Origin of the sequence: Sphingomonas sp. LaA6.9 (genome assembly GCF_022601895.1) — a bacterium.
Lineage (GTDB): Bacteria > Pseudomonadota > Alphaproteobacteria > Sphingomonadales > Sphingomonadaceae > Sphingobium_A.
Window position 1 is genome coordinate 1 of the sequence record NZ_JAKVIO010000065.1, and the last position, 15,978, is coordinate 15,978.

A 15,978-nucleotide genomic window follows, 5' to 3' on the forward strand; every position below is an offset into this window, starting at 1 on the left:
ACGCCGCAGCGTCCGAAAAGGCGGGCGAGGTCGACGCGCTCGGCCTGCCGCACCCACGCGCCTATGGCACCTTCCCGCGCATCATCGCCGAATATGTGAAGCGCCGCCCGGTGCTGTCGCTCGAGGATGCGGTGCGCAAGATGACCGGCTGGCCGGCGCAGCGCATGGGCCTCACCGACCGCGGGCTGATCCGCGACGGGATGCGCGCCGATATCGTCGTCTTCGATCTCGACAAGCTCGACGATGTTGCGAGCTGGGACAAGCCCACCGCGTCGCCGACGGGCATCGAAACGGTGGTCGTCAACGGCGTTGTCACGATCGCGGGCGGCAAGCACACCGGCGCCAAGGCCGGTGCTGTGCTGCGTCATCGCTGTTCCTGAACAGGATCAGGTGCCGATCCCGGTCTGCCTTCCGTGTGAATCGGATGGTCGCATAATGCCGGACGGCATCGGAACTGCCCGCTATTCTTTCCCTCCGCCAGGCGTTTTGTAGGGCCGGAATGGAAGATGGCGGATTGACGCGGTATTTCGGCCTTCGTACCTGAAGAGCACGCCGGCTCATCGGCGTGAACTGGAGAATAAAATGAACAACAGCGACCTCGCTGACATCATTGCAAACGGCAACGGTTTGTCCAAGGCAGACGCGAAGAAGATCGTTGACGGCGTTTTCGCTGCGATCGGCGACGCGGCCGCCAAGGGGGAAGAGATTTCACTGCCCGGTTTTGGCAAGTTCAAGGTCAAGGACAGCCCGGCGCGCGAGGGTCGCAATCCCGCCACGGGCGAAGCCATGCAGATTGCCGCTTCGCGCAAGCTCGGCTTCTCGGCTGCCAAGGGGCTCAAGGACAAGCTGAACGGCTGATCCAAGAGGGAGAGGACTTCGGTCCTCTCCCTAAATCTTCGAGCTTCGGCCAGACCGCCGCGACAACGCCCTCCGGCTCTGGCAGCGCTTCAAGCGAAAGGCGGTCACCCGCGATCGCTGCCCGTAAATCGTCACATATTCGCCAGGGTGGACAGGGCATGGCCCCGCGGTTTCCGGTAGAATACAACAGGTAGCCCTCCGTAAAGTCACCTAATTACGGCCCCATGGCGATCTTATAATCTTGATGTCTGACCGTTGCGGGAACCGGCCAATGACATCCATCCTTTTGCGCATTCGACAGGGATACCATCAGCAAGCGAACGGCGAGGCATTGCCGGGTGCCGCGACGCACTAGCAGCACGATGGACGCGAAGACTCACAAGGAAACGCTCGCGGAGACGCATCTCCGCTCCATTCTGGCGACCATCCCCGACGCGATGGTGGTCATCGATGATCGCGGGCAGATCCTCTCCTTCAGCAGCGCGGCCGAACGCATGTTCGGCTTTGCCGAGGCCGATGTGGTCGGAGAGAATGTCAGCATGCTGATGCCGTCGCCCGACCGCGAGCGGCACGATGGCTATATCGATCGCTACAAGCGCACCGGCGAGCGCCGTATCATCGGCATCGGGCGCGTCACGACCGCGCGCCGCCGCGACGGCACGACGTTCCCGATCGAGCTCGCGGTCGGCGAGGCCGATGCGCCCGAGGGGCGCGTGTTCACCGGGTTCATCCGCGACCTGACCGAACGGCAGGCCACCGAATGCCGGCTGCACGAGCTTCAGGATGAACTCGGGCATGTCTCGCGCATCAGCGCGGTCGGCTCGCTGGCCGCAGCGCTTGCGCATGAACTCAACCAGCCGCTCACTGCCATTGCCAATTATATGGAGGCCGCAAGGGATCTGCTCGCCCGGCGGGAACAGGACCCCGATGTGCTCGGTGAAGCGCTGGATGAAGCAGCAGCGCAAGCGGTTCGCGCGGGGCAGGTCGTCCGCCGGCTGCGCGACTTCATCGCGCGCGGCGAAGCCGAGAAGCGTGTCGAGAGCCTGAAGAAACTCGTCAATGAAGCCAACGCACTCGCTTTGCTCGGCGCCGGACCCAAGGGCATCGAAATGCGCGTTTCGCTCGATCCGGAGGTCGATCTCGTCCTCGTCGACCGGATACAGGTGCAGCAGGTGTTCTTGAACCTGATCCGCAATGCGATCGAAGCCATGGAGGAATCGGCGGTTCGAAGGCTCGAGATCGAATCGCGACGAGATGGCGACGGGCGCGTCCGTGTCACTGTCGCTGACAGTGGGCCCGGTCTGTCGCGTGAAATTGTGCAAAGCCTTTTCGAGCCCTTTCGGAGTTCCAAGGCCACGGGCATGGGGCTTGGCCTTTCGATCTGTCGGACAATGGTGGAAGCACAGGGCGGGCGCATCTGGGCGGAGCGATCGCGGATCGGCGGCACCGCCTTTCATTTCACGCTGCCCGTAGTCGAGGCGCAAAGGGGAAGCCAATGATGGAAAGACGCGTCTATCTGGTGGATGACGAGGACGCGATCCGGCGATCTGCCAGCTTCATGCTGCGCACCAGCGGGTGCGTCGTGGAGAGTTTCAATTCGGCGGACGCGTTCCTGAAGGCGGCGCCCGATCTGACGTCGGGCTGCATCCTGCTCGATGTGCGGATGCCAGGAACCGGCGGGCTCGATGCACAGCTGGCGTTGCGTGCGCTTGGGATCACGATGCCCGTCATCGTCATGACCGGACATGGCGATATCTCGATCGCCGTCCGCGCGATGAAGGCGGGGGCCGTCGATTTTCTGGAAAAGCCCTTTGAAAAGGCATCGATGATTGCGGCGCTGGAGCAGGGCTGGGCTAGACTCGCGGCGGCCGGTCGTGCGCAGACGCATGCGCACGATGCCGAGGCGCGCCTCAACGTGCTGACGCCGCGCGAGCGTGACGTTCTGAACGGGCTCGTCGACGGCCTTCCCAACAAGACCATCGCGCATGATCTGGGGATCAGTCCGCGCACGGTCGAGATTCACCGCGCCAATCTCATGGCGAAGCTCGACGTCAAGAGCCTGTCCGAAGCGCTCCGCATCGTGTTCGCGGCGAATGCGGTATCGGCTGCACGCTAGCGCTGCGTACCCTTGCGCGTGCCCTTTTTCCGGTCGCAGAGTGCGTGGCAGGCCTTCTGGCAATTATGCTTGCTCTGACCTTCGGGGGGCTCGTGCGCCAACGCGACAAGGCGAATGCCGTCGCCCGTGCAGACACTGATCAATATGTCCGTCTGCGCAGCGCCCGCTGGCACGGCCAGCATCAGCGCGGCACCGATCGCTGGAAGCGCGGCCCAGCTAGAGCGCATGGCTGAACCGTCGCGCATCGGGCGATCGATAGCTGTCGAACTGCGCGGCGATGATACGCGCATAAGGCGTGCCGTCCTGCGCGATCCGCAGCCCGGTACCCTCGACTTCGATCAGACCGCGCGCCGCAAAGGGCTCAAGCCGCGCGGCCATATCGGGGAATGCGGCGATATCTGCGCGGCCCCCGCAAAGCAGCGCGTCGATGATTTCGCCGCGCCTCTGGTCGTCATGCGAACGAAACACGCCGCGCGTCTGCGCGAGCCGTCGGGCGCCGACGAGCATGCGATAGCGGCCCGCATTCTTCTCGTTCTGCAGGATGCGATCGGGAAAACTGCTGATCGCGCTCGCGCCAAGGCCGATCAGAACCGTCGCGTCATCGTCGGTGAATCCCTGGAAATTGCGCTTCAGGGCGCCTTCGCGCCCGGCGCGTGCAAGCGCATCGCCTGCGCGCGCGAAATGGTCGAAACCAACCGCCGCATAGCCGGCATCGGTCAGCATGCGATGTCCCAGCATCGCCTGATCGAAGCGCAGCCGCGCATCGGGAAGCGCACTCCCATCGATGCGGCGCTGGCGCGGGACAAGGTGCGGGACGTGCGCATATCCGAACAGCGCGATCCTGTCGGGCGCCATGGTGATCGCGGTGTCGAGCGTTTCCGCTAGGTCGATGAGCGACTGTTCGGGCAGGCCGTACATGAGGTCGAAATTGATCGATCCGACTCCCGCGGCGCGCAGCCATCGCACGGCGTCAGCGATCATCTCCTGCGGCTGGACGCGTCCGATCGCCCGCTGGACATGTTCGGCGAAGGTCTGGACGCCGAGGCTGACCCGACCCGCGCCGAGCGCGCCGAGCATTCCCGCCCATTCCTGCGAGAAGTGGCGGGGATCGATCTCAACCGAGAGCGGCGCGTCCTTGCAGCGAAACGCTTCGCGCAGCCGCTCGACCAGCATCAGGAACTGGTCCGGCGCTATTGCATTGGGACTGCCGCCACCAAAGGCGATCCGCGTGATGGCGCCACGCCCGGCAAGCTGCGTCGCGATCAGCCCGATCTCGGCGTGGAGCGCGTCGAGATAGGCGGCGACGCGGTCGAGGCGGTTGGCCGCCGCCGTATTGCAGCCGCAATACCAGCAAATCTGCTCGCAGAAGGGGATATGGACGTAGAGTGAGAAGGGTGTTTCGGGCGCGATCGCCTCCAGCGCCTGCTTCATTTCGGGTGCACCGGCGCCGTCGCTGAATTCGGCGGCGGTCGGGTAGCTCGTATAGCGCGGCACGGGCGTTTTGAGCAGTTCGGGATGATAGCTCCACATGTCGTCTGGCTAGCGGGCGCGCCTCTGCTGATCCTTGATCTGGATCAAAACATTCATTGCTGTGGATCAAGGATTGGCGACGCCATCCGATGCAACCCCATGCCATGTTGAGAATAGCGACAAGGACATTGGGGGCATGAAGAATCAGGTTGGAATCGCGTTGCTGGTCCTGGGCATGACCGCCTCACCCGCCCAGGCCGAGGCGGGGGACGTCTATCTGCGTCTGCGCGGCATCATGGTCGCGCCCAATGAAAGCTCGGGCAGCATCCTCCCCGGCTTTCCGGGCGAGGAGGTGAAAGTTGACGACAGCGTGATGCCCGAAGTGGACGTGACGTACATGGCGACCGACCATATCGGCTTCGAGCTGATCGCGGCGACCACGAAGCACGCGGCTTCGGGGCGCACGGGCACAACGGGGGGCATCGGCAAGCTCGCCTCGACCTGGGTGCTGCCCCCGACGCTGACGGCGCAATATCACCCGATTCCCGACGGCCCGGTGCGGCCCTATGTCGGCGCCGGGATCAACTACACCGCCTTCTACTCGGAAGACGCCTCTGACGCACTCGAAGCGGCGGTGGGTCCGACACGCGTATCCATGTCCGATAGCTGGGGCTGGGCGGGACAGGTCGGCGTCGACGTCGACCTCAGCAAGACGCTCTTTCTGAACCTCGACGTCAAATATCTCGATATCGACACAACCGCTACGCTGCGCACCACCGCCGCGGGCACGCAGAGGGTGCGCGTCAGTCTCGATCCGCTCGTCTTTGGTGTGGGGCTGGGCTTCCGGCTCTGACCCCGCCCGAACGATCCTCCCGACTGCGGGGCGGTTCCTGGTGATCCGCCCCGTTCTTTTGTTCGTCCTCGTCGATCAGGATGCGCAGCGCGGCACCGTCGAGATCGTCGAACTGGCCGCTGCGGATCGCCCAGAAAAATGCGGCGAGACCCGAAAGCCCGAGCAGCAAAGCGACGGGGATCAGGAGCGCAAGTCCGCTCATCGCGTAGCCGTTCTCAAGCGCAGCGCATTGGCGACGACGATCAGCGAGGAACCCGACATCGCCAGTGCCGCCAACAGCGGCGTGACATAGCCCATGAACGCGAGCGGCACCGCCACCACATTATACGCGATCGCGATCGCGAAATTCTGGCGGACCACGCGCATCGTCCGGCGCGCGGCGCGGATTGCGACGGGGACGGGCGCGATGGAGTCGCCCAGCCACACCGCGTCGGCGGCGTTCTGCCCCGCACCGCTTGCCGAGGCGGGCGCCATCGAGACATGGCCTGCAGCCAGCGCAGGGCCGTCGTTGAGGCCATCGCCCACCATCAATACCCTCGCGCCCGTAGCCGAAAGCCGCGCGATGGCGGCGAGCTTGTCTTCGGGCAACATGCCCGTCTGTGCGGTAAGCCCGAGCGCGCGCGCAACGGGCGCGACCGCAGCGGCACGGTCGCCCGACAGGATCGACGTGGAGATGCCGAGCGACGCAAGCGCATCGGGCAGCTGCGTCGCGCCCGGACGCAGCCGGTCGCGAAAGCGGATCGTGACCGCGCCTTCACCCTCTATCCCGAAGCGGCACGCCATCGCGTCGCCCGCATCGTCGGCGCGGCCAAGCGCCACCGCCTTGCCGAACAGCCATCCGCTCAGGCCCATGCCTGGGGTTTCGGCAATGTCGTCGACCTCGGCGGCCACGATGCCCTCGTCCTCGATCGCGCGGCGCAGCGCCTGACTCAAGGGGTGGCGGCTCGCGCGGACGAGGCCGAGCAGCACCGATTTCTGCTGCCAGGTCAGTTCGGCGAGATTTTCGGGGTCGGGGCGTCCCAATGTCAGCGTCCCCGTCTTGTCGAACAGCGCGCGATCGGCCTCGGCGAGGCGCTCGAGCGCCGAGCCGTCCTTGATCAGCACGCCCGCGCGCATCAGCGAGCCCGCGACAACGATCTGCGCCGCCGGAACCGCAAGGCCAAGCGCGCAGGGGCAGGTGATGATGAGCACCGCGACCGCGATCAGCAGCGCCTCGTGCCAGCCGGCGCCCGCGAGCATCCAGCCCGCAAAGCTGAGCGCGGCCAGAGTATGGACCGCCGGGGCATAAAGCCGCGCCGCACGGTCGGCGAGCCGGACATAGCGCGAGCGTGACTGTCCCGCATTCTCCATCATCCGCGCGATGTCGGCGATCGCGGTATCCGGCCCCGCCGCGGTCACGCGTACGGTGACGGGTGCGTCGATATTGAGCGTGCCCGCAAGGACATTGTCGCCGGGTCCCGCACGCTGCGGCGCGCTTTCTCCGGTCATTAGCGCGCGATCGAAGCTGCTTTCGCCCTTTTCGATCACGCCATCGGCGGCGAGGCGCTCACCCGCTGCCACGATCATCCGCATATTCGGGGCGAGTGCCTGCGCCTCGCGCCATTCGGTGCCACCGTCCTTCTTCAGCACCAGCGCGCCGGGCGCGGTGTGCTTCAGAAGGGCGGTCACGCCGTCGCGCGCGCGGTCGCGCATGACGCTGTCGAGCCAGCGCCCCACGAGCAGGAAGAAGAGCAGCATCACCGCACCGTCGAAATAGGCGTGCGGGCCGCTGACGATGGTCTCGAACAGGCTGAGTGCGCTCACCAGCACGACACCGATCGAGATCGGCACGTCCATGTTGGTGCGGCCGTGGCGCAGCGCCGCCCAGGCCGATTTGAAGAAGGGGCGGCCGGCATAGGCGACCGTCGGAAGTGCGATCAGCGCCGAAAGCCAGTGGAACAGATCGCGCGTGGCGCCTTCGGCCCCCGACCAGACCGAGACCGAGAGCAGCATGATGTTCATCGAGGCGAATCCAGCGACCGCCATCGCCTTCAGCAGCGTGCCGCTTTCGCCGTCGCGGGAGGTTTGCGCGATGCCGAGCGGCTGCGCCTCGAAGCCGAGCTGGCCGATCACGCCGATCAGTTCGGGCACCGTGATGTCGGGATCATGCGCGACAGTGACGCGCTTTGCGGTGAAATTGACGCGCGCCGCAGCGATGCCGGGTGCCTGAGCCAGACCGTCCTCGAGCCTGGAGATGCACCCCGCGCAGCGCAGCGACGGAACCGAGAACAATGTCTCCGCCAGCGGCGTGGCGCGCGCGGGAGGCGAGCCGGGCGCGTTCACTGCACCGTCTCGATGCGGCGAAGCTGGTCGGAACCGCGTTCGACGAGCAGCTGGATTTGCCAGCGCCCTGCGGGCAGCGGCTCCACCGCGCGCAGCTCGCCGGGCGCGACGGTTTCGAAGGCAAGGGCGACGCTCGGCGCACGGCCGAGCGGGTGGCGCGCGACCGCACTGACCCGCGCGTCATGGAGCGGCGCGTGCCGGTCGCTCAAAGACACTGCGATATGCCGTGCCGGGTCGAGCGCAAGCGAGATGGTCCAGCCAAGCGCGCGCTGTTGCCGTCCCTGTTCGAGCCATCCGTTGAACTTCTGGCTGGCGACATAGCTGTTCTCGACGACCGTGCCGCCAAAGGTGCCGATCGCGAAGCGCGCCATGATCAGGTTGACCCCGATGACGACCGCAAAGAACGTCACCAGAATGATCGTCATGTGGCAGCCGGTGAAACGGTGGGTGGGAGCGGGCATCAATCTGACTCCGGCCTTTCGAACTGGGTGTCGTCAGCGCTGCTGCCGCCTTCGGAATCGGTTGCGCGGACGGTGAAATTGAACGGGCTTCGCTGCTCCCCATCTGGGCCAGCCGCCACGAAGACGCGGACCCTGGTCACGCTGTCGGCAGGCGCATCGACTGTGACCGAACGCCCCGCAGTTTCGCGCGCGCCGTTCTCTGACCAGAGTACCGCGCCCGCGAGCCCGTCGATCCCGATTTCCATGGGGCGCGGCCGTGCCTGCATGTTGCGGATCTTGACGGTGTAGCTGTTGCGGATCGTGCCATCGGCAAGTCGGACATAGATCGGGTTGCGATCCTGCAGCGCGCTGATGTCGACACGCGTCCGCGCGCCGAGCGCGAACAGCATGGCGACGCCGATCCCGGCCCAGACCGTGAAATAGGCGATGGTGCGCGGGCGCAGCAGCGTCTTGAGAACCGGACGTGGCGGCGCGCCCTTTTTCTCGCGCTCGGCATCGTCGACGGTGCAATAATCAATCAGTCCGCGCGGGCGGCCTACCTGTTCCATCACCTTGTCGCACGCGTCGATGCACAAGGCGCAGGTGATGCAGCCGATCTGCGGCCCCTCGCGGATGTCGATGCCCGTCGGGCAGACCGAGACGCATTGCAGGCAGTCGATGCAGTCGCCCGTCGGCAGATACCCGTCCTCGGCCTTTTTGACGCCGCGCGTGCGGGGTTCGCCGCGCCAGTCCTTGTAGGTGACGATCAGCGATTTCTCGTCGAGCATCGCGGTCTGGATGCGCGGCCAGGGGCACATATAGATGCACACCTGTTCGCGCATGAAGCCGCCAAGCACGAAGGTGGTGAGCGTCAGCACGCCGACGGTGGCATAGGCGACGGGTGCCGCGTCGCCCGCAATGAAATCGCGAGCGAGCGTCGGCGCATCGGCGAAATAGAAGATCCATGCGCCACCCGTCGCCACCGCGATCAGCAGCCAGACCGTCCATTTGGACAGCCGCTTGCCGATCTTGGCCGGCCCCCATGGCGCCTTCGCCAGCCGGATCTGCGCGTTGCGATCGCCGTCGATGAAGCGCTCGACATGCTGGTAGAGATCGGTCCACACCGTCTGCGGGCAGGCATAGCCGCACCATGCGCGGCCCACCGCCGAGGTGACGAGGAACAGCCCGATCCCCGCCATCACGAGCAGCCCCGCGACATAATAGAATTCGTGCGGCCAGATCTCGATCGCGAACATGTAGAAGCGGCGATTGGCGAGATCGACGAGCACCGCCTGATCGGGCGCATAGGGGCCGCGATCCCAGCGCAGCCAGGGCGTGACGTAGTAGATCGCCAGCGTCACCGCCATCACCGCCCATTTGAAGCGGCGGAAGGGACCGTCCACCGCCTTGGGATAGACGCCCTTGCGCTTCTCGTAGAGCGAGGCGCTCAGGTCTTCAGGGCTGGACATCGGGCCTGGTCGCGCCCCCCTTCCGTTCGGCCTGCGCGGTTTGCGCCGCTGGCAGCGCTTCGCCGCCGCCGAGCGAATGGACATAGGCCGCGAGCATCTTCACCGTCACCGGGTCGAGCTTTTCGCCCCAGCGCGGCATGACGCCGTTGCGGCTGTTGGTGATCGTTGTCGCAATGCTGTCGGCGTCGCCGCCATAGAGCCAGATCGCATCGGTCAGGTCGGGCGCGCCGAGCTTGCGGTCGCCTTTGCCCGCGGGGCCATGGCAGACCGTGCAATTATCCGCGAACAGCTTTGTCGCGCGCGCGGCCGCTGCATTGGGCTTTTGCTGGCCAGATATCGTGCGCACATAGGCGGTGAGGTCCGCGACTTCCTCGGGCTTCAATATACCGTCCCTGCCAAAGGCGGGCATCTGCGAGATGCGCGTCTGGTCGTGGTCCGGATTCCGGATGCCATGTGTGATCGTATATTCGATCGTCCTGATGTCGCCGCCCCAGAGCCATTCGTCGTCGTTGAGGTTGGGATAGCCCTTCGATCCCGCGGCGCCCGATCCGTGGCACTGGACGCAGTGCACCTTGAACGCGGCGCGCCCGCCTTCGACCGCGGCCTGCATCAACTGCGGGTTGGCGGCGAGCTGCTCGACCGACATGGTCGCCAGCGCCTGCGTGATCGGCGCGCGCCTGGTCGACTGCGCATCGAGTTCTCGGGTCAATTCCGCGCGGCTCGACCAGCCGAGCACGCCCGATGTCGCGCTGCTGATCATCGGCCAGGCGGGGAAGGCGATCGTATAGGCGATGCCCCAGACGATCGTGAGGTAGAAGGTCCACAGCCACCAGCGCGGCATCGGCGTATCCAGCTCCTCGATGCCATCCCATTCATGGCCGACGGTTTCGGTGCCCGTGGGCTGATCGATGCGTTTTTCAGCCATTGTCGCGATCCTTGTCGAAGATCATCTGTGCGGCGCGGTCGTGGCTGGCCTTCGCCCCCTTGCGAAAGGTCCAGCCGACCAGCGTCAAAAAGACGACGCCCATGAAGACCAGTCCCCAGCTGTCGGCGAAATGGCGTAGCGCGTCATAGCTCATCGCGGCTGCTCCTGCGGCGCGGCGGCCTCGAAATCGACCAATGTGCCGAGCATCTGCAGATAGGCGACGAGCGCGTCCATCTCTGTCAGCCTGCCGGGATTGCCGTCGAAATCGCGGACCTGCGCCTTGGGATAGCGCGCCTTGAAGCCGTCAGAGTCATGGTCGGGATCGGCCTGGTGACGCAGGTCGTCATTGGCGGCCGCGATCGCCTTTTCGTCATAGGGCACACCGACCCGGTACAGCGCGCGCAGATGCTGCGCCATGTCGCCCGTCTTCAGGTCGCGCTCGGCGAGGAAGGCATAGGGCGGCATGATCGATTCAGGGACAACCGCGCGCGGATCCTTCAGATGCTGGACGTGCCATTCGTCCGAATAGCGACCGCCGACGCGCGCCAGATCGGGGCCGGTGCGTTTCGATCCCCATTGGAAGGGGTGGTCGTACATGCTCTCGGCCGCCAGGCTGTAATGGCCGTAACGTTCCACCTCGTCGCGGAAGGGGCGTATCATCTGGCTGTGGCAGTTGTAGCAGCCCTCGCGCACATAGATGTTGCGGCCCGCCTGCTCGAGCGGGGTGTAGGGGCGCACCCCCTCCACCTTCTCGATCGTGCTGTCGATCCAGAACAGCGGCGCGATCTCGACGATCCCGCCGATTGCCACCACGACAAGCGACAGCGCGCCGAGCAGCGTGACATTGCGTTCGATCTTCTTGTGGTCGAAGAATTTGCTCGCCATTTTTCTTGATCCTTATTCGGCGGGAACGGGAGCGGCGGCAGTGGGCGCGATCGGCCGATCCTTGTCGGGATCGAAGGCCGCATCGGTCATCGGCTTTTCCTCGCGCAGGCGCCCCGCGATCGTCATCCAGACGTTCCACACCATCACCAGCGCGCCGGCGAGGTAGAGCACGCCGCCCGCCGCGCGGATCAGGTACATGGGCAGCATCGCCGCGGTGACCTCGGAAAAGGCGTAGACGAGATATCCGTCCGCCCCATATTCGCGCCACATCAGCCCCTGCATGATGCCTGCGACCCACATCGAGGCGGCGTAGAGGACGATCCCCACGGTCGCGAGCCAGAAATGCCAGTTGATCATGCGCAGCGAGTAAAGGCGCGGGCGGTGCCAGAGCCGGGGCACGAGGTAGTAGACGCAGGCAAAGGTGATCAGGCCGTTCCAACCGAGCGCACCGGAGTGAACGTGGCCGATCGTCCAGTCGGTATAGTGCGACAGGCTGTTGACCGCCTTGATCGACAGCATCGGCCCTTCGAAGGTCGACATGCCGTAGAAGGCGATCGCCATCACCATCATACGGATGATCGGATCGGTGCGGATCTTGTCCCACGCGCCGTTGAGCGTCATCAGGCCGTTGATCATGCCGCCCCAGCTCGGCATCCACAGCATGATCGAAAAGACCATGCCCAGCGTCTGCGCCCAGTCGGGCAGCGCGGTGTAGTGAAGATGGTGCGGACCGGCCCAGATATAGAGGAAGATCAGCGACCAGAAGTGGATGATCGACAGCCGGTAGCTGTAGACCGGGCGCTCGGCCTGTTTGGGCACGAAGTAGTACATCATCGCGAGGAAGCCCGCGGTGAGGAAGAAGCCCACCGCATTGTGGCCGTACCACCACTGGGTCAACGCATCCTGCACGCCCGCGAACGCCGAATAGCTCTTCGATCCGAACAGGCTGACGGGCATCGCCAGATTGTTGACGAGGTGGAGCATCGCGATCGTGATGATGAAGCTCAGATAGAACCAGTTGGCCACATAGATATGCGGCTCCTTGCGCTTCAGGATCGTGCCGACGAACACCGCCAGATAGGCGACCCAGACCACGGTCAGCCACAGGTCGATATACCATTCGGGCTCGGCATATTCCTTGGAATGCGTGATGCCGAGCAGATAGCCCGTCGCCGCGAGCACGATGAAGAGCTGATATCCCCAGAACACGAAGCGCGCGAGGCCGGGGAGCGCCAGCCGGGCACGGCAGGTGCGCTGGACAACGTAAAAGCTGGTGGCAATGAGCGCATTGCCGCCGAACGCGAAGATCACCGCGGATGTGTGCAGCGGCCTCAACCGCCCGAAGGTCGTATATTCGAGGCCGAGATTGAGCACGGGAAAGGCAAGCTGGAGCGCGATGAAGAGACCCGCAAGGAAACCCACCACACCCCAGAATACCGTCGCGATGACACCCCAGCGAATGGGGTCGTCGTCATAGCGCCCCTCGTCGACCGGCATTTTCAATACGCCCCGGGCGATTGCGGAATAATCGGTACGGCTGAGTCCGACCCACATCGCGACGAGCGCGGCCACGCCGATGATCGTCATGTGCACCGCGAAACCGGGATCGGATGCGAGTGCGACGGCGACGAGCGCCATCAGCGCGATCGCGAGCCATCCTCCGGTCTTGATCAGCAAGCTGTCCATGTCATCATTTCCCCTGCTTTCAGTGCAGCCCGTATCCCGGAGTCATGCCTGCGATTTGTGTCAGCGTTTCAAGATCGCGCACCTCGAAGCTGTCGCGCGATGGCAATGCTATGATGTCGGCGTGCCGAAACCGGGAAAGCTGGCGGCTGACGGTTTCGATGGTCAGTCCCGTGAAATCGGCCATCTCGCTGCGGCTGAGCGGCAGCCGGTGCCGCGTCTCGTCCGGTCGGCGCGAGGCCATTTCCACCAGCAGCGCAGCGACCCGCTCGCTTGCCGACCCGCGACCGAGCAGCCTCATCCAGCGCCGGGCGCTGTCGAGGTCGGCGATAGCCTGCTCGAACAACACCGCCATCATCTCCGGATGCATCGCGACGAAGTCGCGCAAGAAATCGGCGGGAAAAACGCAGAGTTCGCAGTCGTCCAACGCTGTAATGCGCTCATGCGTGGTGCCTCCAAGCGGTTTGCCCACGAAACTGCCTGCGCCGACCAGCCCGACAATCTGCTCGCTGCCGTCTTGCGCCGTACTTGCAAGCTTGAGCATACCCGTGACAACTGCGAGTGCAAGCGGCACGGCATCGCCTTCCCAGTGCAGCGTCTGACCCTTTTCCAGCTTCCGCCGTCGCGCAAACACGGAAAGACCGCGCAGCGCATCGTCCGGGAGCGCGGCGCACATGCCTTGACGGCGAACGGGGCAGAAGGCGCAGCGCACGGGTAGCGGTGCGGCGGGACCGCTATCGGTCGCTGACTTGGCACCCAGATACATTTCGACCCCCAAAAAGACTCGTGCGGCGGGCGACGCCTCGCCCGCGCTCTCTGGAGCCGCGACACGCGGAGACGATATACGGGAATGTACTAGGTCAAGCGGTTAGTCGGATTTTCCTGGAACGCCTCGGGCCGCGCGCTACCGCGTCACGGTCTCGCTCGCGATCGGCGGGGCATCACCCAGTCCCGCGGCGAAGGCGATCTGCAGCGCTTCCGACAGGCTGTGGACCGCCAGCTTCGTCATCAGGTTGGCGCGGTGGATCTCCACGGTGCGCGCGCTGATACCCAGATCGTAGGCGATCGTCTTGTTGGGGTGGCCGCGCACCAGTCCCTGAAGAACGTCATGTTCGCGCGGCGTGAGCGCTTTCAACCGCACTTCAGCTTCGGAGGCACGCAGGTCATTGCGATCCGCGCGTTCGAGGCACGCGAACCCCTCTTCCATCGCGCGCAGCAGCGTCGCCTTCTCGAACGGCTTTTCGATGAACTCGATTGCGCCGCATTTCATCGCGTTGACCGCGATCGAGATATCGCCATGCCCTGTCAGTACGATCACTGGCATCGTGATCCCTCGCGCGCGAAGCACCTTCTGCACTTCCAGGCCGTCCATCACGGGCATGCGGACGTCGAGCAGAATGCAGCCCGGTTCCAGCCGCGCGGCTTCCTTCAGGAACTCGGCGCCGGAACTGAAGCTTTCCACCTCGAACCCTGACGTCCTCAGCATGAATCCGGCAGAGCGCCGGATCGCTTCCTCATCGTCAACGAGATAGACCCGCCGCCTGGCTGCCATCGCTTTACTCCATTTCCCCGCAATCAAGCGTGAAGCTGAAAATCGTCCCGCCCTCCGGTGCGGCTTCTGCCCAGATGGACCCGCCCTGTGCTTCCAGTATCGTCTGGCAGATCGAGAGCCCGAGCCCCATGCCATCGTCCTTGGTCGTGAGAAATGGCTGGAACAATCGCTCCCGAATCTCCGGCGCTATGCCCGAACCGCTGTCGGCCACGCTGACGCGCACCTGATCGTGCGATATCCTGCGCGTCCGAATGGTGAGCAGCCGTTTCGGGCCCTCTGTCATCGCTTCGAGTGCGTTGCGGATCAGGTTGACGAGAATCTGCTGGACCTGCACGCGATCCACCAGCACGCGGTCCGCCTGTGGGTCGAGCTGGATATCGACGTCGACGTCCATTTCACGGATGCCGATCAGCGCCAGCGCGTTCGCCTCGCTGACAAGCCGGCCAAGGCTCTCGATCCGCTTTTCGGTGTCGCCGCGCCCGATGAAGTCGCGCAGACCGCGCACGATCTGCCCCGCGCGTACCGACTGCCTGGCGGCGTCGTCGAGCGCTTCGCGCACGATCGCGATGTCTTCGACGCCGGGCTCGGCCAGCAGATCGCGCGCCGCCTCGAGATAGTTGGCGACCGCGGTCAGCGGCTGGTTGAGTTCATGCGCCAGCGACGATGCCATGGTTCCCATCGCGCTGATCCGCGAGACATGGGCGAGTTCGTTCTGAAGCTCCTTGAGTCTGATCTCGGCCTGCTGGCGTTCGGTCAGATCGCGGACGAAGCCCGTGAACACACGGCTGTGATCGGTGCGCGCCTCGCCGATCGAAAGCTCCATGGGGAAGGTTTCGCCGTTCGCGCGCCGGCCAACGGTAATGCGGCCAATGCCGATGATCCGCGGCACGCCCGTGTTCAGATAGCGCTCGATATAGCCGTCATGCCGTTCGCGATCGGGCGAGGGCATCAATATGTTGACGTTGCGTCCCAGCACATCGGCGCGCGCATAGCCGAACATCCGTTCGGCGGCGGCGCTGAAATCGATGATGGCGCCGTCGGTGTCGATCACCACCATCGCATCGGGAACCGTCGCGAGGATCGAGCGCAGCAGTGCCTCGCTCGCCTGAACATCCTGGGATTCAGCCGACGTCATCGGAGTTGGGGCGCACCGGGCATCGCTGGACATTCCCGGCTGTTACAGCAATTCGCCAGATACTGGAACCGCTGCCTGCCGGTCGTGACGGGTCAGCCTGGCAGCCCGTGATGGCGTGCCCAGTTCAGGAAGAGTTCGGGCCAGATCGCCGCGGGTTTGCCCGCTGCCTTGCGCAGACCGAAGCCATGGCCGCCCTCGGCGAAGAAATGGGTTTCAACCGGAATCTTCTTCGCCTTCAGCGCGTCGCGCAGAAGAAGCGAATTTTCGATC

Annotated in this window: 17 protein-coding genes and 1 pseudogene; 5 read left to right on the forward strand and 13 right to left on the reverse strand. The window is 64.9% G+C overall.

What is annotated here, in order from left to right:
* The 4 genes from MKI88_RS20235 to MKI88_RS20250 all read left to right on the forward strand — a co-directional run.
* On the forward strand, nucleotides 1–380 hold a 380-nt coding region (locus MKI88_RS20235), incomplete at its 5' end, for an amidohydrolase family protein (RefSeq protein ID WP_241633361.1).
* Nucleotides 381–582: 202 nt separating this feature from the next.
* The gene (locus MKI88_RS20240) at nucleotides 583–858 is read left to right on the forward strand and encodes an HU family DNA-binding protein (RefSeq protein WP_241633362.1); all 276 of its coding nucleotides are present in this window, start codon (nucleotides 583–585) and stop codon (nucleotides 856–858) included.
* A 362-nt stretch (nucleotides 859–1,220) separates the two neighbouring features.
* The gene (locus MKI88_RS20245; protein ID WP_348636290.1) at nucleotides 1,221–2,357 is read left to right on the forward strand and encodes a PAS domain S-box protein; all 1,137 of its coding nucleotides are present in this window, start codon (nucleotides 1,221–1,223) and stop codon (nucleotides 2,355–2,357) included.
* Nucleotides 2,354–2,974: a response regulator transcription factor gene (locus MKI88_RS20250; protein ID WP_241633363.1), complete on the forward strand. Its 621-nt coding sequence runs from the start codon at nucleotides 2,354–2,356 to the stop codon at nucleotides 2,972–2,974. The genes MKI88_RS20245 and MKI88_RS20250 overlap by 4 nt, the downstream gene beginning before the upstream one ends.
* Here MKI88_RS20250 and MKI88_RS20255 read toward each other — a convergent pair.
* Both MKI88_RS20255 and hemN read right to left on the reverse strand, forming a co-directional pair.
* Nucleotides 2,971–3,201 (reverse strand): hypothetical protein, encoded by a 231-nt coding sequence (locus tag MKI88_RS20255; protein ID WP_241633364.1) that lies wholly within the window; start codon nucleotides 3,199–3,201, stop codon nucleotides 2,971–2,973. The genes MKI88_RS20250 and MKI88_RS20255 overlap by 4 nt on opposite strands.
* On the reverse strand, nucleotides 3,191–4,504 hold the full coding sequence (hemN, locus tag MKI88_RS20260) for an oxygen-independent coproporphyrinogen III oxidase (protein WP_241633365.1): 1,314 nt from the start codon (nucleotides 4,502–4,504) through the stop codon (nucleotides 3,191–3,193). Before hemN ends, MKI88_RS20255 begins: the two co-directional genes overlap by 11 nt.
* Before the next feature lie 136 nt (nucleotides 4,505–4,640).
* Here hemN and MKI88_RS20265 point away from each other — a divergent pair, with 136 nt between their 5' ends.
* Nucleotides 4,641–5,297, forward strand: coding sequence for an OmpW family protein (locus MKI88_RS20265; RefSeq protein ID WP_241633366.1), 657 nt, complete (start codon nucleotides 4,641–4,643; stop codon nucleotides 5,295–5,297).
* Nucleotides 5,298–5,352: 55 nt separating this feature from the next.
* On the opposite strand, the pseudogene ccoS reads toward MKI88_RS20265, so the two are convergent.
* The 11 genes and pseudogenes from ccoS to MKI88_RS20320 all read right to left on the reverse strand — a co-directional run.
* Nucleotides 5,353–5,499, reverse strand: a pseudogene (gene ccoS / locus MKI88_RS20270) (cbb3-type cytochrome oxidase assembly protein CcoS); the annotation flags it as partial.
* Nucleotides 5,496–7,619, reverse strand: a complete 2,124-nt coding sequence (locus MKI88_RS20275) for a heavy metal translocating P-type ATPase (RefSeq protein WP_241633367.1) — start codon at nucleotides 7,617–7,619, stop codon at nucleotides 5,496–5,498. The gene MKI88_RS20275 and the pseudogene ccoS, both read right to left, overlap by 4 nt.
* Nucleotides 7,616–8,080 (reverse strand): FixH family protein, encoded by a 465-nt coding sequence (locus tag MKI88_RS20280; protein WP_241633368.1) that lies wholly within the window; start codon nucleotides 8,078–8,080, stop codon nucleotides 7,616–7,618. Before MKI88_RS20280 ends, MKI88_RS20275 begins: the two co-directional genes overlap by 4 nt.
* Nucleotides 8,080–9,528: a cytochrome c oxidase accessory protein CcoG gene (gene ccoG, locus MKI88_RS20285; protein WP_241633369.1), complete on the reverse strand. Its 1,449-nt coding sequence runs from the start codon at nucleotides 9,526–9,528 to the stop codon at nucleotides 8,080–8,082. Before ccoG ends, MKI88_RS20280 begins: the two co-directional genes overlap by 1 nt.
* Nucleotides 9,515–10,453: a cytochrome-c oxidase, cbb3-type subunit III gene (gene ccoP / locus MKI88_RS20290; protein ID WP_241633370.1), complete on the reverse strand. Its 939-nt coding sequence runs from the start codon at nucleotides 10,451–10,453 to the stop codon at nucleotides 9,515–9,517. Before ccoP ends, ccoG begins: the two co-directional genes overlap by 14 nt.
* Nucleotides 10,446–10,607 (reverse strand): cbb3-type cytochrome c oxidase subunit 3, encoded by a 162-nt coding sequence (locus MKI88_RS20295; RefSeq protein WP_241633371.1) that lies wholly within the window; start codon nucleotides 10,605–10,607, stop codon nucleotides 10,446–10,448. Before MKI88_RS20295 ends, ccoP begins: the two co-directional genes overlap by 8 nt.
* Entirely contained in the window at nucleotides 10,604–11,338 is a 735-nt protein-coding gene (gene ccoO / locus MKI88_RS20300) for a cytochrome-c oxidase, cbb3-type subunit II (RefSeq protein WP_241633372.1), read from the reverse strand. The genes MKI88_RS20295 and ccoO overlap by 4 nt, the downstream gene beginning before the upstream one ends.
* A gap of 12 nt (nucleotides 11,339–11,350) precedes the next feature.
* Nucleotides 11,351–13,024, reverse strand: a complete 1,674-nt coding sequence (gene ccoN, locus MKI88_RS20305) for a cytochrome-c oxidase, cbb3-type subunit I (RefSeq protein ID WP_241633373.1) — start codon at nucleotides 13,022–13,024, stop codon at nucleotides 11,351–11,353.
* A gap of 19 nt (nucleotides 13,025–13,043) precedes the next feature.
* On the reverse strand, nucleotides 13,044–13,697 hold the full coding sequence (locus MKI88_RS20310) for a Crp/Fnr family transcriptional regulator (protein WP_241633374.1): 654 nt from the start codon (nucleotides 13,695–13,697) through the stop codon (nucleotides 13,044–13,046).
* Between the two features lie 228 nt (nucleotides 13,698–13,925).
* Complete coding sequence (locus tag MKI88_RS20315) at nucleotides 13,926–14,573, reverse strand: response regulator transcription factor (protein WP_241633375.1); 648 nt, start codon at nucleotides 14,571–14,573, stop codon at nucleotides 13,926–13,928.
* 4 nt (nucleotides 14,574–14,577) lie between these two features.
* Nucleotides 14,578–15,708, reverse strand: a complete 1,131-nt coding sequence (locus tag MKI88_RS20320; protein WP_348636291.1) for a PAS domain S-box protein — start codon at nucleotides 15,706–15,708, stop codon at nucleotides 14,578–14,580.
* Nucleotides 15,709–15,978: the final 270 nt, after the last annotated feature.